We start from the raw sequence: 20,288 nt of genomic DNA, 5'->3' as shown, positions 1-20,288 counted from the left end.
AAGCGGCTCATGCGGCGGCCTCCGGCAACATCGGCGTGCGGCTGGATTCGCGCATGAAGGTGGCCACGCCGTGGGCGATCGGATCGCTGGGCGATTCGTGATAGCACACGGCGCGGGTAAAGGCGATCTGGCTGGCCAGGCGATAACATTCCGCCCGGCAGAAGATGGGCTTGCCCGGCGTGGCCGCCTTCAGGTAATCGATGCGCAGATCCAGCGTGGCGATGGTTTCCATCTCCGGCAGATGCGCCGTCACCGCCACCGCGCTGCAGGTGTCCACCAGCGAAGTGATCACCCCGCCGTGCAGGATGCCGGTGACCGGATTGCCGACCAAGTCCTCGCGCCAGTCCACTTTCAGAGTGGGCCGGCGCCCCTCGGTGCCGATGTACTGGAAACCCAGGGCGCGACAGTGCGGAAAGGAGACGAAAAGCTGGCTCATCGCCTCCAGTACTTCGGGATTGGCCGGCGTCGGAATCATGCCTCGCCGCCCTCGTCGGCGGCTTCGACGCCGTCTTCGCCTTCCAGCGCGTCCGCCTCGTCGTCGCTATCGCCCTCGGCCACTTTCTCCAGGCCGATCAGCTGCTCGCCTTCGTCCAGATTGATCAGGCGCACGCCCTGGGCGGAACGGCCGGTTTCGCGCACTTCGGCCACCTTGGTGCGGATCAGCACGCCGCCGGTGGTGATCAGCATCACGTCGTCGGTTTCCTCCACCAGGCTGGCGGCCACCAGCTTGAAGCCGGTCTTGTCGGTCAGGTCCATGGCGATCACGCCCTGGGTGCCGCGGCTGGTCAGGCGGAAGTCGCCGGTGCGGGTGCGTTTGCCGTAGCCGCCGTTGCTGGCGGTCAGCACCATCTGGTCTTCGGAGTTGGTCACCAGCAGGGAGATCAGCTTCTGGCCTTCGCCCAGCTTCATGCCGCGCACGCCTCTGGAAGTGCGTCCCATCGGCCGCACCTGGCTTTCGCTGAAGCGCACCGATTTGCCGGCGTCGGAGAACAGCATCACCTGATCGCCCTCGACCGGCAGGCCGTCCTCGATCAGCTCTCCTTCAACCGCGATGTCTTCTTCTACGATGGCCTCGTCATCCTCGTCGCCCTGGCCGGCCACGCTCTTGCCGCAGGTCAGCGCCACGCCGATCAGATAATTGCCTTCGTCCAGATTGATGGCGATGATGCCGGCCGCGCGCGGCTTGGAGAAGGCGCGCAGCGGCGTCTTCTTCACGGTGCCGTCGGCGGTGGCCATGAACACGTACTGGTCGTCGCGGAATTCCTTGACCGGCAGCAGCGCGTTGATCTTCTCGCCCTCTTCCAGCGGCAGCACGTTGACCATGGGCTTGCCGCGGCTCTGACGGCCGCCCTGCGGCAGATCGTAAACCTTGCGCCAGTAGCAACGGCCGCGGCTGGAGAAGCACAGCACGAAGTCGTGGGTATTGGCCACGAACAAGGTGTCGATGAAATCGTCGTCCTTGGTGGCCGCCGCCTGCTTGCCGCGGCCGCCGCGCCGCTGGGCGCTGTAGTCGTCGATAGGCTGGGCCTTGATGTAGCCGGTATGGGAAATGGTCACCACCATGTCCTGCGGGGTGATCAGGTCCTCGATATTGATGTCGCCGCCGAAAGGCTCGATCTCGGAACGGCGCGCGTCGCCGAACTGGGCGCGGATGGCGGTCAGTTCTTCGCTGATGATCTGGTTGATGCGCTCCGGCTTGGCCAGGATGTCCAGGAGGTCCAGGATCACCGCCATGATGTCGCGGTATTCGGCGACGATCTTGTCCTGCTCCAGACCGGTCAGGCGTTGCAGGCGCATCTCCAGGATGGCCTGGGCCTGGGCGTCGGACAGCCGGTAGCCGCTGGCCTTGAGGCCGAACTCTTCCGCCAGCCCGTCCGGGCGCGCCTTGTCCTGATCCACGCGGGACAGCATTTCCTCCACCAGCGGCGAACGCCATTCGCGCTCCATCAGCGCGATTTTGGCTTGCGGCGGGGTTTCAGACGCCTTGATCAGCGCGATGATTTCGTCGACGTTGGACAGCGCGACGGCCAGGCCTTCCAGGATGTGGCCGCGTTCGCGCGCCTTGCGCAGTTCGAAGATGGTGCGACGGGTCACCACTTCGCGGCGGTGACGCAGGAATTCCACCAGGATCTGCTTCAGGTTCAGCAAGCGCGGCTGGCCGTCCACCAGCGCCACCATATTGATGCCGAAGCTGTCTTGCAGCTGGGTCAGCTTGTACAGGTGGTTGAGCACCACTTCCGGCATTTCGCCGCGCTTGAGCTCGATCACCACGCGCATGCCGGACTTGTCGGACTCGTCGCGCAGGTCGGAAATGCCTTCGATCTGCTTGTCGCGCACCAGCTCGCCGATGCGTTCCAGCAGCCGCGCCTTGTTCACCTGGTACGGGATCTCGTCGACGATGATGGCCTGGCGGTCGCCCTTGCCGATGTCTTCGAAATGGACGCGCGCGCGCATGATCACGCGGCCGCGGCCGGTGCGGTAGCCTTCCTTGACGCCGGCGGTGCCGTAGATGATGCCCGCGGTGGGGAAGTCCGGCGCCGGAATGATGTCGATCAGCTCGTCAATGGTCAGCTCGCTGTTGGCCAGCAAGGCCAGGCAGGCGTCCACCACCTCGTTCAGATTGTGAGGCGGAATATTGGTGGCCATGCCCACGGCGATGCCGGAGGAACCGTTGATCAGCAGATTGGGGATCTTGGCCGGCAGAATCAGCGGCTCGTGCTCGGAACCGTCGTAGTTGGGACCGAAGTCCACGGTTTCCTTCTCGATGTCGGCCAGCAGCTCATGGGCGATGCGCGCCATGCGGATCTCGGTGTACCGCATCGCAGCGGCGTTGTCGCCGTCCACCGAACCGAAGTTGCCCTGACCATCCACCAAGGGGTAGCGCAGCGAGAAATCCTGCGCCAGACGCACGATGGTGTCGTATACCGCGCTATCGCCGTGCGGGTGGTATTTACCGATCACGTCGCCAACGATACGCGCCGATTTCTTGTACGCGCGGTTCCAGTCGTTGGACAGCTCGTGCATGGCGTACAGCACCCGACGGTGCACCGGCTTCAGGCCATCGCGCACATCAGGCAAGGCGCGGCCCACGATCACGCTCATCGCGTAATCCAGATAAGAGCGGCGCATCTCCTCTTCGAGGCTGATGGGGATGGTTTCCTTGGCGAACTGGTTATCGGTCATAGTTTCTTGATTCGTAAGGATGAACAGGCCGCGCTGCGATTGCGGGTGCATTCACGCGCCCGCCGCAGGGCGGCCAGCATAGGTAATGACAGCTCGTATTCTATCACGAAACGGTCATCTCCAACGGACTTCCGTCAGTCCGGACCGGGCTCTTCCGCCCCTTCCGCGCCCTCGTCTTCCGCCGCGCCCAGTTTAAGATGCTGCTGTAATTGCTTGTTATTGCGCACCCCCAGCTTGCGCAGGCGCTCGGCGCTGGCGACCAGGTTGCCGCGGCCGCTGGACAGCTGCTTCATCGCGTCGCCGAAGCTGTCGCGCGCCACCTCCAGCTGCTTGCCCAGCTTTTCCAGATTGGCGGCGAAGCCGACGAATTTGTCGTACATCGCCCCGCCCTGGCGCGCGATCTCCTGGGCGTTCTGGTTCTGGTATTCGTAGCGCCAGATGCTGGCCACGGTGCGCAGCGTCGCCAGCAGGGTGCTGGGGCCGACGATCATGATGCGGCGCTCGAAGGCCTCGTTGAACAAGCTCATGTCCTGCTGCACCGCCAGCAGATAGGCCGGCTCCACCGGGATGAACATGAACACGAAGTCCAGGGTGTTCAAGCGGTACAGGTCCTGATAGCGCTTCTCCGACAAGGTGCGGATGTGGTTGCGGATGGCCGCGACATGCGCCTTCATTTCCGCCGCGCGCTCGGCCTCGTCCTCGGCGGCGGTGTAGCGCACATAGGCGTTCAAGGACACTTTGGAATCCACCACCAGCTGCTTGCCTTCCGGCAGGTCTATCACCACGTCGGGCTGGTAGCGGCGGTTGCCGTCCTCGCCGGCCACCACGTCGGACACTTGCACCCGGTATTCGCGGTCCTTGTGCAGGCCGGAGGTTTCCAGCACCCGTTCCAGCACCATCTCGCCCCAGGAGCCCTGCGCCTTGCTGCTGGCGCCGGTCAAAGCCCTGGTCAGCGCGATGGCGTCGTCGCCCAGCCGGCTGTTGAGTTCTTGCAGCCGCTTGAGCTCCGCCTCCAGCGACAAGCGCCCCTGGCTGTCTTTTTCATAACTGTCCTGCACCAGCTTGCCGAAATCCTGCAGCCGCTGCTGCAAGGGCCCGAGCAGATGGCCGAGGTTCTGCTGGTTCTGCTCGGTGAAGCGCCTGGCCTTCTCTTCCAGGATGTCGCCGGCCAAGGCCTTGAACTGCCCCGCCATGCTTTCGCGCGCCTCGGTCAACAAGGCCAGCTTTTCGGCGTTCTGGCCGCGCTCCTGCTCCAGCAAGGTCGCCAGCTCCTGCTCGCGCGCGGTGAGCCGGGTGATTTCCTCGCCCTGCGTCTGCGCGCGCCCCTGCAAAACGGCCAGCATCTTGCCCTGCTCCTCGCTGGCGGCCAGCTGCGCGCCAAGGCGACGCAGTTCCGCCTGCAGCAGCTCCAGCTGCCTCTCCCGCTCCTGCGCCTGCCGCTCCAGCTCCGGCACGCGCTGCGCGCGCGCCACATAGGCGCCCAACTGGGTCTGAACATCGCCCAGTTGCTGCCCCTGTTGCTGCACTTGCGCCAGCGCGGCCCGTTCCCGCTGCCTACACTCTTCCAATTGCAGGCGCGACATCTCCTGCTGCGCCCGCAGATCCGCCCCCTCCCGCGCGAAGCGCCCGCGCAGCAAGGCCGCGGCCGCGCCGGCGGCCAGCAAGCCCAGCAACAGACCGATCACCAACATTTCCATCATGAAGCCTTAAATTGGCCGGCCCGCTCTCCATGGCCAAGCCGCGATTGTTCGATGACGAAGCGGAGTCGCTGGGCCAAGGGCGCCGGCGGCACTTCGATGATTTGATAAGCCAGACGCCGATACGTCCGCTCCATCGCGGCGCAAGTGCGCTCCGCCTCGGCAAAGCCTTGCTTGCGCTCCTGATCCTGAATGAAGATTTCGCGCCACGGCGGCAGCAAAAACACTTGGCGATGGTAGGGAAACCGCTCGGCGGCGGCTTGCATATGCGCAGGTATAGGCAAGCCCTGCAAATCAAGATAACCCAAGACATCGGGCAGGCCGCGATCGAAGAACACCGGCCCGGGCAAACCCTCGGCCAGCCGCAGGCTGCGCAACTCCCAGGCCAGCATCGCCTCGGCGAAAGCGCCGGGGTCCACCCAGGGCAAGGCGCGTCCGCCGATCAACGCCTGATCCTGGATGACGGCGCGGCCGGCCTCGTCCATCACCGAAAACCCGGCGTCGCGCAAGGCTTCCAACAAGGCGGTCTTGCCGGCGCCCGGACCGCCGGTCAGCACCAGCCGCCGCGAATCCGCCGGCCGACTCACGTCGCCGCCCAGTGCTGCAAATACACTTGCAGTTCCTTGCGGCCCTGCCACTCGTTGGCGATCAACTGGTAGACCGCGTCGACATTGTCCGGCAGCCACTCCACCTGATTGAACAGCATGGCGTCGAACTCCTCCCCGTCGCGCGCCAGCCGCAGCTTCAGGTGCTTGTCGCCGACCACGCGCTGGCTCATCACCGCGAAACGGTCGTGAAAATACGGCACCGGGAAGCCCTGACCCCACACTTCGGCCGCCAATTGCTCGGCGAACGCCAGGTTCAATTCGCGCGGCGCCAGGCTGCCGTCGGTTTCTATGGTGCGGGTCAGGTGACGCTCTTCCAGCAGTTCGCGCGCCACCGCCTCGAAGGCGCGCTGGAATTCGTCAAAGCGCGATTGACGCAGGCTAAGGCCGGCCGCCATCGCATGGCCGCCGAACTTGAGGATTAGACCGGGATGGCGCTTGAACACCAGGTCCAGCGCGTCGCGCAGATGGAAGCCGGGAATCGAGCGGCCCGAGCCCTTGATCTCGCCGTTGTCGCCGGGCGCGAACACGATGGCCGGCCGGTGGAAGCGCTCCTTGAGCCGGGAGGCGACGATGCCCACCACGCCCTGATGCCAGTCGTCGCGGAACAGGGTCAGCGTATAGCGGTTGTCGGCGTCGATGCCGGACAGCGCCGCCAGCGCCTCGTCCTGCATGCCGTGTTCTATGCTGCGCCGCTCGCGGTTGAGCTGATCCAGCTGCTGCGCCAGCCGCTGCGCCTGCTCCTCGTTGCCGGACAGCAGGCAGGCGATGCCCAGGCTCATATCGTCCAAACGGCCGGCGGCGTTCAAGCGCGGGCCCAGCGTGAACCCCAAATCGAAGGTATTGGCCTTGTAATGGGCGCGGCCGGCGACGCGGAACAAGGCGGCGATGCCCGGCGCCATGCGGCCGGCGCGCATGCGCTTGAGGCCGTTTTCCACCAGGGTGCGGTTGTTCTGGTCCAGCCGCACCACGTCGGCCACCGTGCCCAGCGCCACGTAATCCAGCAGTTCGCCCAGATTGGGCTGGCCGCGCTCGTCGAAGACGCCGCGCTGGCGCATTTCGGCGCGCAAGGCCATCAGCACGTAGAACATCACGCCGACGCCGGCCAGGTTCTTGGACGGGAACTCGCAGCCCGGCTGATTGGGGTTGACGATCAGCGCCTCCGGCAAGGTGTCGCCCGGCAGGTGGTGATCGGTGACCAGCACCTCGATGCCTCGCGCCTTGGCGGCGAGCACGCCGTCCACGCTGGCGATGCCGTTGTCCACGGTGACGATGATGTCCGGGCTTTGGCGCGCGGCCAGCTCAACGATCTCCGGCGTCAGGCCGTAGCCGTATTCGAAGCGGTTGGGCACGATGAAGTCGACGCGCGCGCCCAGCATGGACAGGCCCTTGACCGCCACCGCGCAGGCGGTGGCGCCGTCGGCGTCGTAATCGGCCACCACCAGCAGCCGTTGCCGGCCGGCGATGGCGTCGGCCAGGCGGCGCGCCATCGGCAAGATGTTTTTCAGGCTCTGATAGGGCAGCAAGGCCTTGAGGCCGTAATCCAGCTCGGCGCAGTCGCAGATGCCGCGCGCGGCGTACAGCCGCGCCATCAGCGGGCTCAGGCCCTGGCGCAGCAATTGCTCATGCGTGTCGGCGGGAATGGTTCGGGAAACGATTTGGGACATGTTTTCTCAATACAAGGCGGACAGCGGCAGCGGCCGCTTCCAGAATTTCCACAGGTCGTTGCGGCGCGCCCTCAGCTCCAGCCCCTCGGGGCCGTGCGCGCGCAAGACCAGGCTGTCGATCCGGCCCTGGCGCAGCGCCTGCAGCAAGGGCGCGAACCAGTCGCGCTCCAGGCGCTGCAGCGCTTCGCGCCAGCCCCAGGCGTCGCGGTACTGCGCCGCCGCCTGCAGCGCGTCCAGCACCAGCAGACTGTCGCGGCCGCCGGCCTGGTCGACGAAGCCGGAAAAATCGTAAGGCGCCGGCAAGCAGGGCTCGCCGGCCTCGGCGGCGATCCAGCCCAGCCAGTCCTCGTCGGCGAACACCTGCTCGGCCGGCGCGCGCCAGCCCGGCTCCGCGCCGCCGCCCCACAGCCACAGGCTGTTGACGCCGAGTTCGCCGCGCGCCTCGCGCTCGTCGTTCAATGGATGGGCGTACAACAGCATCTGCAATTCATTCAGCAGCCGGCTCCAGTCCAGGCCGCGCTCGCCCTGCGGCAAATGCGCGTTGATGTCCTCGCCCACCACGTCCGGCAGCGGACTGAAGCTCGCGGCGGCCGGCGCGTCCAGCTGCAGCAGCCAGCGGCCCGGCTCCAGCGGGTGGATGCGCCAGCCGTCGTCGGCGAAATGACGGTTCGCTGCGTCGGCCAGGGTTTCGGCCTCGGCCTGGCTCAAGCTCATCACGCCGATATCGGCCAGCAAGGCGCGGTCGCGGTCCACGCGCACATGCACCGGATCGGCCAGCAGCCAGTCCCCCCGCTCCGCCGGCAGGCCGGCGCCGCGCGCCCGCAGCCGCGCCAGACCCGCCGCGGGGCCGCGCCACGGCGCGGTCAACAGTTCGCTCAGCGCCGCCGGCCTGGCGGCGCGTTCGCCCTGGCCCAGCAGACGCTGCAAGGCGGGCAAATCCAGGCCCTTGCACACATCGGCGCCGTCGTGGCCGTCCAGCCAGAGCAGACCGGGCAACAACAATGTCAATTTCATTTATCGCTACACATGGATGACAAGATCGAAGTAATATCAAAGCCTTGCAAAAACGCCCTGGCATGGGCGCCCGGCGAAATCAGGCGGATAGCATCCGGAATCGCGGCTATAATTTACAGTTTGCACAGGAACTTATGCCGCGCAAGCTCCCCAAATGTTGAGACGCGGCCGCAAGGCCTGTGATTGGCAAATACGGAATTTACATAAGGTTGGCTCATGGCCAGCCTTTTATAGTGAACGATGGATTATCGCAAACTGCTACATATCCCGCAAAAATGCTTCCACAAGCTGATGAACCACCATCTGAGCTTGATCGGCGCGGCCGCCTCCCTGCCCTTGTTCGGCATGGCCACCGCTTTCGCCGTGGCTCAGAACGGCGCCCAACCCGCCGCCGCGGACATCCAGCAAAAAGAAGTGACCGAACAACTCAGCCTGCCCGCCTTCAGCTTCAGCGAGAGCGGCACCCGTTATTGGCGGGACGAGGCGATACAGCGAGGCGACACCATCGCCCGCGTGTTGAACCGGCTGGGCATCCGCGACAGCGAAGCCAACCGCTTCCTGCACTCCAGCCCCTTGTCCAAGGACCTGCTCAAGCTGAAGACCGGCGCCACGCTGTCGGTGCAAACCAACGATCTGGGCGAACTCTTCGGCCTGCGCTTCCTCAATGACGACGAGAACGGCGAACAGGTGCTGGTGGCCATCGAAAAGGTCAAAGGCGAATGGCAGGCCAGCGCCGACCCGATCGCCACCGAGGCGGTGCAGACGGTGCGCTCGCTGCTGATCACCCGCTCGGTCGGCGCCGCGCTGGCCAAGGCCCAGGTGCCGCGCGACATCCGCGCCCAGCTGACGGAAATCTTCGCCGATCAGTTCAACATCAACTCCCTGGGCAAGGGCGACCGCATCAATCTGGTGTACGAAACCCTGCTCTACAACGGCGCGCCCATCGCCGCCGGCAACCTGCTGGCGGTGGAAATCCAGCGCTCCGGCAAGCTGCACCAGGCGTTCTACTTCGCCCACGACAGCGAATCCGGTGCCTATTACGACGCGCAAGGCAAGCCGATCAAACAGGGCTTCAGCCACCAGCCGGTGGCCAACGCCCGCATCAGCTCCGGCTTCGGCTTCCGCAAACACCCGATCCTGCGCTCTCTGCGCCTGCATTCCGGCGTGGACTACGCCGCCGTCACCGGCACCCCCATCATCGCCCCGGCAGACGGCACCATGGTCAAGGTGGAGCGTCAAAACGGCTATGGCAATATGGTGGAAATCCGCCACAATCAGAAAATGACCACGCTGTACGCGCACATGAGCCGCTTCGCCCAAGGCGCCCGCTCCGGCAAGAGCGTCAAGGCCGGCGAGGTGATAGGCTATGTCGGCAGCACCGGCCGCTCCACCGGCCCGCATCTGCACTTTGAAGTGCGGATCAACGGCCAGGCAGTGGACCCGGCTACCAACGCGCTGCCGACCCCGGGCCTGAGCGCCACCCAGCTGGCCGAGTTCAAATCCGGCAACCAATCGCTGACCGCGCACCTGAAACTGCTGCGCGAACTGCCCACCAATATCGCATTGCTAGACTGATGAATGAACGCTTGATCGGACTGATGTCCGGCACCAGCCTGGACGGCGTCGACGCCGTGCTGGTGCGCTTCGACGAACAGGGCGCGCCCAGCGTGGAAGCCGACCATTTCGTCGCCTACCCGCCGCGGCTGCGCGAACAGGCGCTGGCGCTGCAGGCGATCGGCGACAACGAACTGGACCGCGCCGCCCGGCTGGCCAATGAACTGGCCGAACTCTACGCTCAGGCCGTCAACGGCCTGCTGGCGGCCGAGGGGCTGAAGCCGGCCGACATCGCCGCCGTCGCCAGCCACGGCCAGACCATACGTCACGCGCCGGACGCCGGCTACACCTGGCAAATCGGCAATATGGCCCGCCTCGCCGAACTGAGCGGCATCGACGTGATCGCCGACTTCCGCAGCCGCGACCTGGCCGCCGGCGGCCAAGGCGCGCCCTTGGTGCCGGCCTTCCACCAGGCGGTGTTCGGCGCGCCGGAACAAAACCGCGTGATCCTGAACATCGGCGGCATCAGCAATCTGACCCGGCTGCATCCGGGCCAGGCGGTGGTCGGCTTCGACTGCGGCCCCGGCAATATGCTGATGGACGCCTGGTGCCTGCGCCACCAGGGCCGGCCCTACGACGCCGACGGCCAGTGGGCGGCCCAGGGCGCGGTGGAGAACTCGCTGCTGCAGGCCTTGCTGGACGAACCCTTCTTCCGTCTGCCGCCGCCCAAGAGCACCGGACGCGATCTGTTCGACCTGCCCTGGCTGGAGCAAAAGCTGCTGGGCCGCCATGTGCCCGCCGCGGACGTGCAAGCCACGCTGCTGGAATTGAGCGCGCGCGGCATCGCCCAGGCCATCGCCCTGCACTGCCCCGGCAATCAGACGGTCTTCGTCTGCGGCGGCGGCGCGCGCAACGGCGCGCTGATGCGCCGGCTGGCCGCGCTGCTGCCGGAGCAAGCCATCGCCGGCACCGCCGCGCTGGGCCTGCCCGAGCACCAAGTGGAGGCCGCCGCCTTCGCCTGGCTGGGCTGGCGCTTCTTGCGCCGCCTGGCCGGCAACCTGCCGGAAGTGACCGGCGCCGCCGGCGGACGCGTGCTCGGCGCGCTGTATCCCCGCTAAGCGTTTCAATAGGGAACGCCATCAAGTCTTGTCAGCGGAGCTGAATACATTCCGACACGCTTAAACCGGGCGTGTCAGGCTATAATCAGCGACAGTCATAGCCGAACAAGAGAAAAATGCGACTTTTCAAGCGCAAAGCCGTAGTCAAAAACAGCCAGACGCCGCTGCCGCCGCAGCTGGCCTCGCTGCTGCGCGAGGCGTGGTGGCTGCTGATGGCCGTGCTGGCCGTCTATCTGGTGCTGGTGCTGGCCAGCTACTCCCCGCTCGACCCCTCCTGGTCCCACAGCTCTTCCGACCCCACGGTGCGCAACTACGGCGGCGCTTTCGGCGCCTGGCTGTCCGATATGCTGCTCTATGTGTTCGGCCTGTCCGCCTGGTGGCTGGTGGTGTTCTGCCTGGTGGCCATCGCCTGGGGCTATCAGCGGATGGAAACCCTGGGCTTCAAGCTCAATCCCATCACCGTCGCCGCCATCGGCGGCTTTCTGCTGCTGCTGTTTTCCAGCGCCAGCATTGAAGCCATCATCCTGGCCGAAAAAGCGCTGAACCTGCCGCTGTCCGCCGGCGGCATGCTGGGGCATTTCATCGGCCTAGGCATCGCCCACGGCCTGGGCCTGTCCGGCGCCTATCTCTTGCTCAGCGTGCTGGCCGCCATCGGCTTCTCCCTGTTCACCGGCCTGTCCTGGCTGGACATCATGGAACGCCTGGGCGGCGCGCTGGAAGACGGCGCCCTGAAGCTGTGGCACAGCTGGCAGGCGCGCAAGGACAGGGAAATCGGCAAGGAAACCGCGCAGAAGCGCGAAGCCAAGATCACCACCGAGAAAAAGAAGAACGAAGAGAAAATTCCTCTGCGCATCGAACCGCCGGTGCTGGACGTGCCGCTGTCCACCAAGGCGCAAAAGCCGGTGCAGCACTCCTTGTTCGCCGATCCCAAGGACGGCGCGCTGCCCGGCCTGACGCTGCTGGAAGCGCCCAAGGAGCAGCAGGAGCCGGTATCGCAGGACACGGTGGAATACACCTCGCGGCTGATCGAACGCAAGCTGGCCGACTTCGGCGTCGACGTCAAAGTGGTGGCCGCCTATCCCGGCCCGGTGATCACCCGCTACGAGGTGGAGCCCGCGGTGGGCGTCAAGGGCGCTCAGGTGGTCAACCTGATGAAGGACCTGGCGCGCGCGCTGTCCCTGGTGTCCATCCGTGTGGTGGAGACCATTCCCGGCAAAACCTATATGGGCCTGGAGCTGCCCAATCCCAAACGCCAGATCGTGCGTCTGTCGGAAATCGTCGGCTCCGACGGCTACCAGAACATGGCCTCCCGGCTGACCATGGCGCTGGGCAAGGACATCGCCGGCCAGCCCGTGTCCGCCGACCTCGCCAAGATGCCGCACGTGCTGGTGGCCGGCACCACCGGCTCCGGCAAGTCCGTGGCCATCAACGCGATGATCTTGTCCCTGCTCTACAAGTCCACGCCCAAGGAAGTGCGGCTGATCATGGTTGACCCCAAGATGCTGGAATTGTCGATCTACGAAGGCATTCCGCATCTGCTGGCCCCGGTGGTCACCGATATGAAGCAGGCCGCCAACGCGCTGAACTGGTGCGTGGCGGAGATGGAGCGCCGCTACAAGCTGATGTCCAAGCTGGGCGTGCGCAATCTGGCCGGCTTCAACCAAAAGATCAAGGACGCGGACAAGGCCGGCGAGAAGATCCCCAACCCCTTCAGCCTGTCGCCGGAAACGCCTGAACCGCTGGACACCCTGCCGCTGATCGTGGTGGTGATCGACGAGCTGGCCGACCTGATGATGGTGGCCGGCAAGAAGATCGAGGAATTGATCGCGCGGCTGGCGCAGAAGGCGCGCGCCGCCGGCATCCATCTGATCCTGGCCACCCAGCGGCCGTCGGTGGACGTGATCACCGGCCTGATCAAGGCCAATATCCCGACGCGGATCGCCTTCCAGGTGTCCAGCAAGATAGACAGCCGCACCATTCTGGACCAGATGGGCGCGGAAACCCTGCTGGGCCAGGGCGACATGCTCTATCTGCCGCCGGGCACCGGCTACCCGGTGCGGGTGCACGGTGCCTTCGTCGCCGACGAGGAAGTCCACCATGTGGTGGAGTTCCTGAAAAGCACCGGCGGACCGGACTACGTGGAAGGCATTCTTACCGGCCAAAGCGAGGGCGACGACGGCGCGTCCTCCGGCCTCGACGGCGAATCCGACGGCGAAGCCGACCCGCTTTACGATGAAGCCGTCGCCATCGTGCTCAAGACGCGCAAGGCGTCCATCTCCTCGGTGCAGCGTCATCTGCGCATAGGCTACAACCGCGCCGCGCGGCTGATCGAGCAAATGGAGTCCGCCGGCCTGGTTTCGGCGATGGAAAGCAACGGCAACCGCGCAGTGCTGGCGCCGTCCCGCGAAGACTAAGACAAGCCACCAAACCCGGCCGGGCGCCATGCCGCCCGGCCTCAACCAAGAGGTCCCGCATGGCGGATTTCAAGCCCGAACCCCCGTTTCGTCACGACTACGCGCCCAAGACCGGCGTGCTGCTGATGAATCTGGGCACGCCGCAAGCGCCCACCGCCAAGGCGCTGCGCCCCTACCTGAAAGAATTCCTGTCCGACCGCCGCGTGATCGAAATCCCGCGCGCGCTCTGGTGGCTGATCCTCAATGGCGTGATCCTGAACACCCGCCCGGCCCAATCCGCCAAGAAATACGCGGCGATCTGGGAAAAGGACGGTTCGCCGCTCTACACCCACACCCGCAAACAGGCGGCGCTGATCAAGGGCCAGTTGGGCGAGATGGGCTTGCGCAATCTGGTGGTGGACTTCGCCATGCGCTACGGCGAGCCTTCGGTGGAAAATGTGATCGCCCGCATGCGCGAACAAGGCGTGGAACGGCTGCTGGTGCTGCCCTTGTATCCGCAATACGCGGCCTCCTCCAGCGCCACCGCCTTGGACCAGGTCTTCCGCGCGCTGATGAAGCTGCGCAATATGCCGGAGCTGCGCACCGTTCGCCATTTCCACGACGACCCCGGCTATATCCGCGCGCTGGCGGAACAAGTGCGCGCGCATTGGCGCGAACACGGCCGCGGCGACAAATTGGTGATGAGCTTCCACGGCGTGCCGCGCTTCACCCGCGACAAGGGCGACCCCTATCACTGCGAATGCCAGAAAACCGGACGCTTATTGGCGGAAGCGCTGGGCTTGACGCAACAGGAGTACCAAGTCTGTTTCCAAAGCCGTTTCGGCCGCGCGGAATGGCTGCAGCCTTATACCAGCGAAGTATTGGCTCAGTTGGGCAAAGACAAGACCGGCAAGCTGGATATTCTCTGTCCCGGCTTTATCGCCGATTGCCTGGAAACGCTGGAAGAAATCGCGATGGAAGGCAAGGAGACCTTTCTCAGCCATGGCGGCGGCGAATATCGATACATTTCGTGTTTGAATGAAAACCCGCAATGGATTCACGCAATCTCGACTATGATCAAACAGAATCTGGCGGGATGGTGCGAGGCCCCGGAGGAAAACGCCCCGCTACGCCAGGAACGAGCCAAGGCCTTGGGCGCCAAAACCTGAAACCGGACTGCCGGCAAAAATCCGAACAAGTCGTTTAAATTCAAAAACTTGAAAAACAAGAAACGCCACCTGGCAGTTATTCCAGGTGGCGTTTGCGCTTTAGACACACCATTACCCAAGAAGTTTACAAATAGTTGCACCCCTCCCCGGTTTTGACATTGACACTCGCGCAAACAGCTACCCATAATCAAACGCAACCAATGGTCATTTTCACCAAATACCGTTGGCCACAAAGAGATGACTAGAGTCTACAGAATAGAGAATCAGGGGATACATCACATGAACAAATATGTCCGCCTCAGCGTCATTGCCGCTGCCGCCATGACCCTGGCCGCCTGCGGCAAGCAAGAGCAACCGGCCGCCAACCAGGCGGCTTCGGCCCCGGCTCAAGCCGCAGGCGACGGCGCCGTCGTCAAAATCGGCCAGGTATCGCCGATGTCCGGTCCGATTTCCCATCTGGGCAAGGACAATGAATACGGCGCCAAGCTGGCCATTGCCGACCTGAACGCCGCCGGCGTGGAGATCGGCGGCAAGAAGCTCAAATTCGAACTGGTGTCGGAAGACGACCAGGGCGACCCGAAGATCGGCACCCAAGTGGCGCAGCGCCTGGTTGACGCCGGCGTGGCCGGCGTGGTGGGCCACCTGAACTCCGGCACCACCATCCCCGCGTCCAAGATTTACTCCGACGCCGGCATTCCGCAGATCTCTCCGTCCGCCACCAACCCGGACTACACCAAGCAAGGCTTCAAGACCACTTTCCGCGTGATCGCCAACGACGTGCAGCAAGGCCGCGCGCTGGGCGAATTCGCCGCCACCGGTCTGAAAGCCAAGAAGATCGCCATCATCGACGACCGCACCGCCTACGGCCAGGGCCTGGCCGATCAGTTCGAGGCCGCGGTCAAGGGCAAGGGCGCCGAAGTGGTGAAACGCGAGTTCACCACCAACACCGCCACCGACTTCAACGCCATTCTGACCTCGATCAAGGCCAGCAAGCCGGACCTGATCTTCTACGGCGGCATGGACGCGCAAGCCGGCCCGCTGGCCAAGCAGATGCAGCGCCTGGGCCTCAAGGCCAAGCTGATGGGCGGCGACGGTTGGCAGACGCCGGAATTCATCAAGCTGGCCGGCGAGGCTTCCGACGGCCAGTACGCGTCCAGCTGCGGCGTGCCGCGCGACAAGATGCCGGGCTTTGCGGCGTTCAACGACAAGTTCAAGAAGCAATTCAACACCGAGGTGCAGATCTACGCACCGTATGAGTACGACGCGGTGATGGTGTTGGTGGACGCGATGAAACGCGCCAAATCCACCGACCCCAAAACCTATCTGGCCGAAGTGGGCAAGACCGGCTACACCGGCGTGACCGGCAAGATCGCCTTTGACGACAAGGGCGACATCAAGAACGGCGCGGTGACCGTGTACCAGGTCAAGGGCGGCAAGTGGGAAGTGGTGTCCACCGTCGGCGGCGAAGCCGCCGCCGCGCCGGCCGCCAGCGCCGCCCAGTAAGCCCAGTCCTACCGCTTGAACCGAAGAGGCGCTCCGCGCCTCTTTTTTTGCGCCCCGCCGCTCACGAAGCGCGGCGGCGGGTGAACGGGGCCAAGAACGAACAATGGCGCCCTAAGGCGCCATTGGAAACCCGCGAGACAAGCCTCGCTCAGTCGCGGAACTGCGCCGCGTGCCCGGTCAGGATGGCCATGCCGGCCTTCTGGATGTCTTCGGAGATCAGCATCGCCGCGTTCCAGTTCGCCACATATTCAAGGCCGTCCGCCACCGAGTGGTCTCGGCTGTAATTGAGCACCTCCTTGCAGCCGCGCATCGCCAGCGGCGACTTGCCGGCGATCAGCCGCGCCGATTCCAGCGCCGCCGCCAGCACCGCGTCCGCATCCGGCAGCACGCGGTTGACCAGGCGGATGGCCAACGCTTCTTCCGCCGTCGCGTCGCGGCCGGTCAAGGCCAGCTCGCGCGCCAGGCCTTCGCCCACCACCCGCGGCAGCCGTTGCAGCGAGCCCACGTCCGCCACCATGCCGACGTCGATCTCGCGCACCGAAAATACCGCGTCCGCGGCCGCGAAGCGGAAATCCGCCGCCAGCGCGATGTCGAGGCCGCCGCCGACGCAGGCGCCGTGCACCGCGGCGATCACCGGCTTGCGGCAACGCTCCAGACTATTGACGCAGCCCTGCAGATCCAGGATCAGACGGCGCAATTTCTCGCGCTTGCGCGCCTCGCAGTCGTCGGCGATCTCCGCCTGCACGCCCATCAGCATGCCCAGGTCGATGCCGGAACAGAAATGACGCCCCTCGCCGGCCAGCACGCCCACGCGCGCGGCCGGGGTGTCGTCCAGCCACTCGAAGGCGGCCCGCAAGTCCTGCCACATCCGCTGGTTCAGCGCATTGGCCTTGTCCGCGCGATTGAGGCGGATCAAGGCCACGTGTTCGTTCAGCTCGATCCGTATCGTTTCCAGATTGATCATGCCGCCGCTCCTTGTTCCGGACGTTTCTTGGGAATCCACGCCCACAGCATTTCGCATTCGATCGGCGATTCGCCGGACTCGTCGGTGACCAGCACCGGCACCAGCACCTCGCCCTTTTCCGTGTCGTGCATCAGCTGGATCTGCTCCGCGTTCAGGCTGGCCACCGCGCGCATATCGCCTTGCGAGCGGCGCACGTAGTTGACCTTCATCGATTTGAGCAGCATCAGCTTGTCGTCCGGCATATTCATGCCGACGACGAAGCCGGTCGAGGTCTCCGCCAGCAGGGCCATCGCCGCGGCGTGCACGCCGCGGATGTGATTCTGCACCTTCTTGCGGTTGCGGATGGACACTGTCAAACGCTGATGGCCCACCTCCTCGAAACGCAGGCCCGCGGTGGACAGAAACGGCACGATCTTGCCGAACATCATGCTCAATACCGTGCTGCGCATTCCCGCCGGCAACTTGCCCACTTTGTCGGCAATGCGGCTCATGCTGTTTTTCTTGTACTCCATGTAGCGCCCCTCTGTTGTTGTCGTGATTCCGGCACTCAATGCCCGCCCAGGCCCAGCACCGCGCGCACTTGCTGCTTGATGGTCTCCAGCGCGTGCTGATCTATGCGCGCCAGCTGCAGCGCCCCTTGCAAGGCGGAGAACAGCATCATGCCGATGGCCTCCGGCGTGCCGGCGTAACGCATCTGGCCGCTGGCCGCGCCGCGCCTGGTGATGTCCACCGCCCACAGCCGCATCTCGTCGATGAAGGCCGCCGCTTCCCGCTGCATTTCCTCCGGCAGCGTCAGGAATTCGGTGCTGAGAATGCCGCTGGGACAGATCTGCCGGTGCTGCCGATAATAGCTGTCGCTCAGACCGAAATACGCCTCCAGCTGCGCCTGGGGATCCAGCGCCGCCTGCTGATCGATGAAGCGCTGGAAACGCCGGCGGTAACGCTGGATCAAGGCCACGCCCAGATCGCTTTTCTTGGGGAAGTGATAATGAATGGCGGCGTTGCGCACGCCCAGCTCCGAGCTGATGTGCTGGTAGCTGAAAGCGTTGAAGCCCCGGCTGAGCAGCAATTGCTCGGCGATGTCCAGGATGCGCTTGCGGGTGTCGGTCTTGGGATCTGGGCCTTGAGTCATGCGAAGCACTCTACTTACTGGTCAGTAAGGTGTCAATTGCGCGATTTTGCAAGCAAAGCTGGAAACTGAATCAATCGTCCCCATCTCTAAACCCCGATGCCGATTCCACGCGCCGCCGGCCGTCCGCGCCGCGTCGGAAAATCAGCCCGCTTGCGCCTACCATTAAGGTCATGGGCCGGAATCGCGCCCCCATCACCCACTAGCCCCCTAACCAGCACCCTAGATGAGCGAAAACAATCAGTCCCCCAGCCTGGAGCAGGCCTTGCGCCAGATCAGCCAAGCGCCGGCCCAGCTCGACGCCCTGTCCGCGCTGCTGCAGTGCCTGCGCCCCGACGACGCCGGCAAGCCGCAACAAGCCGTCGTCAATCTGCAGGCGCTGTCCTATCTGCTGGAACACCATGCCGAATACCGCGCGGCCCTGCGCAAGGCGCTGCTGCAATTGCTGACCGAAACCCGGCAGATTCCGCTGTACACCGAATGCGGCATCCTGGCCAACGAAGGCTTCGGCTCCACCTTGCTGCGACGCGTCGGCGAACGCATTCTGCCCATGCCTTATAAGGCGGATTCGCTGCAGGACCGCTTCAGCCGGCTGTTCAGCTGGAAGCAGGACTACATCTGGCTGGCGGCCATCCCCGACGCCACCTGGCACGCGCTGTGGCGGGCGATGGCCTGGCAGGAGAACGACAACGCCGACGGCTGGCAGCAGACTCGGCTGCAGTTGCTGGAATCGGTGCAAGTGCTGTCGGCCCAGATCACCGCCATCGGCCTGGAACCGGAGCTGGTGCGCATCAATCCGGACATCGAACGCTTCGAATCGCCGTTTCTCAATCTGAACGCCGAAGTGCAGCGCTACGTCGACGGCTACCGCCGCGATCTGATCGAGGGCCTGCCGCGCGCCGAGGACGACAAGCACGTGCTGGTGCTGCTGGACCAGTGCGAAAGCATACTCAACAAGGTGCGCAAGAACGCGCGCCGCTTCGGCATCTCGGTCAACCTCACCTACCACGGTCTGCGGCTGGCGCAGAGCATCGCCCGCATCCGCGCCTTGCTGGCCATCCTGGACCCGGAACACGACCCGGCCGCGGAACCGCACTTGTTCCAGCTCATCGTCACCTTCGCGCGCGCGGAAAACCGCAAATACAGCCTGCGCGATCTGTTCAAGTCCAATGTGGAACTGCTGGCGCTGCAAGTCACCGAGCACGCCGGCCGCCACGGCGAGCACTACATCGCGGAAAGCCGCAAGGAGTGGTCCGCCATGGCCAAGGCGGCGATGGGCGCCGGCCTCATCGTCGGCTTCATGGCGCTGATCAAGCTGATGCTCAGCCGCGGCCACCTGCCGCCGCTGTGGGAAGGCATCGCCTTCGGCCTCAACTACGCGATCGGCTTCATCATCGTGCAAATCCTGCACCTGACCATCGCCACCAAGCAGCCGGCGATGACCGCCGCGCGCATCGCCGCGGTGCTGCACGAAAACAACGGACAAAAGAAGCAGCTGGAGGACCTGGCCGACCTGGTGGTCAAAGTGATGCGCACCCAGTTCGTCGCCATCCTCGGCAATGTGCTGCTGGCCATCCCCACCGCCGGCCTGATCGCCTTCGCCTGGCAGGCCGCCTTCGGCGCGCCGGTGGTGGACGTGGCCAAGGCGCAAAGTCTGCTGCACGACATCGACCCCATCCACAGCCTGGCGCTGCCTCACGCCGCCATCGCCGGGGTGTTTCTGTTCCTGTCCGGCCTGATCGCCGGTTATTACGACAACAAGGCGATCTACCGCCGCATCCCTGAGCGCATCGCCTCCCACGCCGGGCTGAAGCGGCTATTGGGCGAACACCGCGCCTGGAGACTGGGCAACTATATCGAACACAATCTGGGCGCGCTGGCCGGCAACTTCTACTTCGGCATGTTCCTGGGCCTGACCGGCACCATAGGCTTCATCCTCGGCCTGCCCATCGATATCCGCCACATCACCTTCTCCGCCGCCAATCTGGCCTTCGCCACCGTGGCGCAGGACTTCCAGCTGCCCCTGGCCACCGTGCTGCTCGGCTGCGCCGGCGTGGCGCTGATCGGCCTGACCAATCTGGCGGTCAGCTTCTCGCTGGCTTTGTGGGTGGCCTTGCGCTCGCGCAAGCTGTCCGGCAGCCTACTGTGGCCGCTGGTGCCGATGCTGCTCAAGCGCTTCCTCAGCGCGCCGCTGTCCTTCTTCCTGCCGCCCAAGACCGTCGCGCAGGAAGACGCCGCCGCGGACCCCGCCGCCGAGCTCAAAAACCACTCTTGAACCGCCGCAGGGCCGTC

At 64.9% G+C, this 20,288-nt stretch carries 15 protein-coding genes; 6 read left to right on the top strand and 9 right to left on the bottom strand.

Annotated features, from left to right (window positions below; genetic code table 11):
• Positions 1 to 7 precede the first annotated feature (7 nt).
• The 6 genes from NK214_RS08625 to NK214_RS08600 all read right to left on the bottom strand — a co-directional run bounded on the left by NK214_RS08625 (position 8) and on the right by NK214_RS08600 (position 8,166).
• The gene (locus NK214_RS08625; RefSeq protein ID WP_107799189.1) at positions 8 to 475 is read right to left on the bottom strand and encodes a PaaI family thioesterase; all 468 of its coding nucleotides are present in this window, start codon (positions 473 to 475) and stop codon (positions 8 to 10) included.
• On the bottom strand, positions 472 to 3,183 hold the full coding sequence (gene gyrA / locus NK214_RS08620; RefSeq protein WP_227108243.1) for a DNA gyrase subunit A: 2,712 nt from the start codon (positions 3,181 to 3,183) through the stop codon (positions 472 to 474). Before gyrA ends, NK214_RS08625 begins: the two co-directional genes overlap by 4 nt.
• A gap of 134 nt (positions 3,184 to 3,317) precedes the next feature.
• A complete protein-coding gene (gene rmuC, locus NK214_RS08615) occupies positions 3,318 to 4,880 on the bottom strand; it encodes a DNA recombination protein RmuC (protein WP_371926200.1) in 1,563 nt (520 codons plus the stop codon).
• Entirely contained in the window at positions 4,880 to 5,467 is a 588-nt protein-coding gene (locus NK214_RS08610; RefSeq protein ID WP_253314237.1) for an AAA family ATPase, read from the bottom strand. The genes rmuC and NK214_RS08610 overlap by 1 nt, the downstream gene beginning before the upstream one ends.
• Positions 5,464 to 7,152: a single-stranded-DNA-specific exonuclease RecJ gene (gene recJ, locus NK214_RS08605; protein ID WP_253314236.1), complete on the bottom strand. Its 1,689-nt coding sequence runs from the start codon at positions 7,150 to 7,152 to the stop codon at positions 5,464 to 5,466. The genes NK214_RS08610 and recJ overlap by 4 nt, the downstream gene beginning before the upstream one ends.
• A gap of 6 nt (positions 7,153 to 7,158) precedes the next feature.
• Positions 7,159 to 8,166: a hypothetical protein gene (locus NK214_RS08600; RefSeq protein WP_253314235.1), complete on the bottom strand. Its 1,008-nt coding sequence runs from the start codon at positions 8,164 to 8,166 to the stop codon at positions 7,159 to 7,161.
• A gap of 240 nt (positions 8,167 to 8,406) precedes the next feature.
• Here NK214_RS08600 and NK214_RS08595 point away from each other — a divergent pair, with 240 nt between their 5' ends.
• The 5 genes from NK214_RS08595 (at position 8,407) to NK214_RS08575 (ending at position 15,903) form a co-directional block, all read left to right on the top strand.
• A complete protein-coding gene (locus NK214_RS08595; RefSeq protein WP_107799195.1) occupies positions 8,407 to 9,741 on the top strand; it encodes a peptidoglycan DD-metalloendopeptidase family protein in 1,335 nt (444 codons plus the stop codon).
• Complete coding sequence (locus tag NK214_RS08590; RefSeq protein WP_107799196.1) at positions 9,741 to 10,838, top strand: anhydro-N-acetylmuramic acid kinase; 1,098 nt, start codon at positions 9,741 to 9,743, stop codon at positions 10,836 to 10,838. Before NK214_RS08595 ends, NK214_RS08590 begins: the two co-directional genes overlap by 1 nt.
• A 116-nt stretch (positions 10,839 to 10,954) precedes the next feature.
• A complete protein-coding gene (locus NK214_RS08585; RefSeq protein ID WP_235088788.1) occupies positions 10,955 to 13,252 on the top strand; it encodes a DNA translocase FtsK in 2,298 nt (765 codons plus the stop codon).
• A 59-nt stretch (positions 13,253 to 13,311) separates the two neighbouring features.
• Positions 13,312 to 14,400, top strand: a complete 1,089-nt coding sequence (gene hemH / locus NK214_RS08580) for a ferrochelatase (protein ID WP_107799198.1) — start codon at positions 13,312 to 13,314, stop codon at positions 14,398 to 14,400.
• Positions 14,401 to 14,679: 279 nt separating this feature from the next.
• Entirely contained in the window at positions 14,680 to 15,903 is a 1,224-nt protein-coding gene (locus NK214_RS08575) for a branched-chain amino acid ABC transporter substrate-binding protein (protein WP_019101420.1), read from the top strand.
• A gap of 148 nt (positions 15,904 to 16,051) precedes the next feature.
• Here NK214_RS08575 and NK214_RS08570 read toward each other — a convergent pair whose 3' ends face one another.
• The 3 genes from NK214_RS08570 to NK214_RS08560 are packed head-to-tail and all read right to left on the bottom strand — an operon-like array spanning position 16,052 to position 17,999.
• The gene (locus NK214_RS08570) at positions 16,052 to 16,867 is read right to left on the bottom strand and encodes a crotonase/enoyl-CoA hydratase family protein (protein WP_199225860.1); all 816 of its coding nucleotides are present in this window, start codon (positions 16,865 to 16,867) and stop codon (positions 16,052 to 16,054) included.
• Positions 16,864 to 17,358, bottom strand: a complete 495-nt coding sequence (locus NK214_RS08565) for a DUF4442 domain-containing protein (protein ID WP_227108215.1) — start codon at positions 17,356 to 17,358, stop codon at positions 16,864 to 16,866. The genes NK214_RS08570 and NK214_RS08565 overlap by 4 nt, the downstream gene beginning before the upstream one ends.
• A 56-nt stretch (positions 17,359 to 17,414) precedes the next feature.
• The gene (locus tag NK214_RS08560) at positions 17,415 to 17,999 is read right to left on the bottom strand and encodes a TetR/AcrR family transcriptional regulator (protein WP_107799199.1); all 585 of its coding nucleotides are present in this window, start codon (positions 17,997 to 17,999) and stop codon (positions 17,415 to 17,417) included.
• A 223-nt stretch (positions 18,000 to 18,222) separates the two neighbouring features.
• Here NK214_RS08560 and NK214_RS08555 point away from each other — a divergent pair, with 223 nt between their 5' ends.
• Positions 18,223 to 20,271 (top strand): site-specific recombinase, encoded by a 2,049-nt coding sequence (locus tag NK214_RS08555; RefSeq protein ID WP_253314234.1) that lies wholly within the window; start codon positions 18,223 to 18,225, stop codon positions 20,269 to 20,271.
• Positions 20,272 to 20,288 lie beyond the last annotated feature (17 nt).

This window comes from Chromobacterium sp. S0633 (assembly GCF_024158805.1).
Taxonomy (GTDB): domain Bacteria; phylum Pseudomonadota; class Gammaproteobacteria; order Burkholderiales; family Chromobacteriaceae; genus Chromobacterium.
The sequence above is the reverse complement of the archived record's forward strand: the minus strand, read 5'-3'. Positions and strand labels throughout refer to the sequence as shown.

What these genes read in the sequence shown, in the direction of transcription:
- NK214_RS08625 (WP_107799189.1), bottom strand. Translation starts at nt 475, where the DNA reads ATGATTCCGACGCCGGCCAATCCCGAAGTACTGGAGGCGATGAGCCAG.
- gyrA (WP_227108243.1), bottom strand. Translation starts at nt 3,183, where the DNA reads ATGACCGATAACCAGTTCGCCAAGGAAACCATCCCCATCAGCCTCGAA.
- rmuC (WP_371926200.1), bottom strand. Translation starts at nt 4,880, where the DNA reads ATGGAAATGTTGGTGATCGGTCTGTTGCTGGGCTTGCTGGCCGCCGGC.
- recJ (WP_253314236.1), bottom strand. Translation starts at nt 7,152, where the DNA reads ATGTCCCAAATCGTTTCCCGAACCATTCCCGCCGACACGCATGAGCAA.
- NK214_RS08600 (WP_253314235.1), bottom strand. Translation starts at nt 8,166, where the DNA reads ATGAAATTGACATTGTTGTTGCCCGGTCTGCTCTGGCTGGACGGCCAC.
- NK214_RS08595 (WP_107799195.1), top strand. Translation starts at nt 8,407, where the DNA reads ATGGATTATCGCAAACTGCTACATATCCCGCAAAAATGCTTCCACAAG.
- NK214_RS08590 (WP_107799196.1), top strand. Translation starts at nt 9,741, where the DNA reads ATGAATGAACGCTTGATCGGACTGATGTCCGGCACCAGCCTGGACGGC.
- NK214_RS08585 (WP_235088788.1), top strand. Translation starts at nt 10,955, where the DNA reads ATGCGACTTTTCAAGCGCAAAGCCGTAGTCAAAAACAGCCAGACGCCG.
- hemH (WP_107799198.1), top strand. Translation starts at nt 13,312, where the DNA reads ATGGCGGATTTCAAGCCCGAACCCCCGTTTCGTCACGACTACGCGCCC.
- NK214_RS08575 (WP_019101420.1), top strand. Translation starts at nt 14,680, where the DNA reads ATGAACAAATATGTCCGCCTCAGCGTCATTGCCGCTGCCGCCATGACC.
- NK214_RS08570 (WP_199225860.1), bottom strand. Translation starts at nt 16,867, where the DNA reads ATGATCAATCTGGAAACGATACGGATCGAGCTGAACGAACACGTGGCC.
- NK214_RS08565 (WP_227108215.1), bottom strand. Translation starts at nt 17,358, where the DNA reads ATGAGCCGCATTGCCGACAAAGTGGGCAAGTTGCCGGCGGGAATGCGC.
- NK214_RS08560 (WP_107799199.1), bottom strand. Translation starts at nt 17,999, where the DNA reads ATGACTCAAGGCCCAGATCCCAAGACCGACACCCGCAAGCGCATCCTG.
- NK214_RS08555 (WP_253314234.1), top strand. Translation starts at nt 18,223, where the DNA reads ATGAGCGAAAACAATCAGTCCCCCAGCCTGGAGCAGGCCTTGCGCCAG.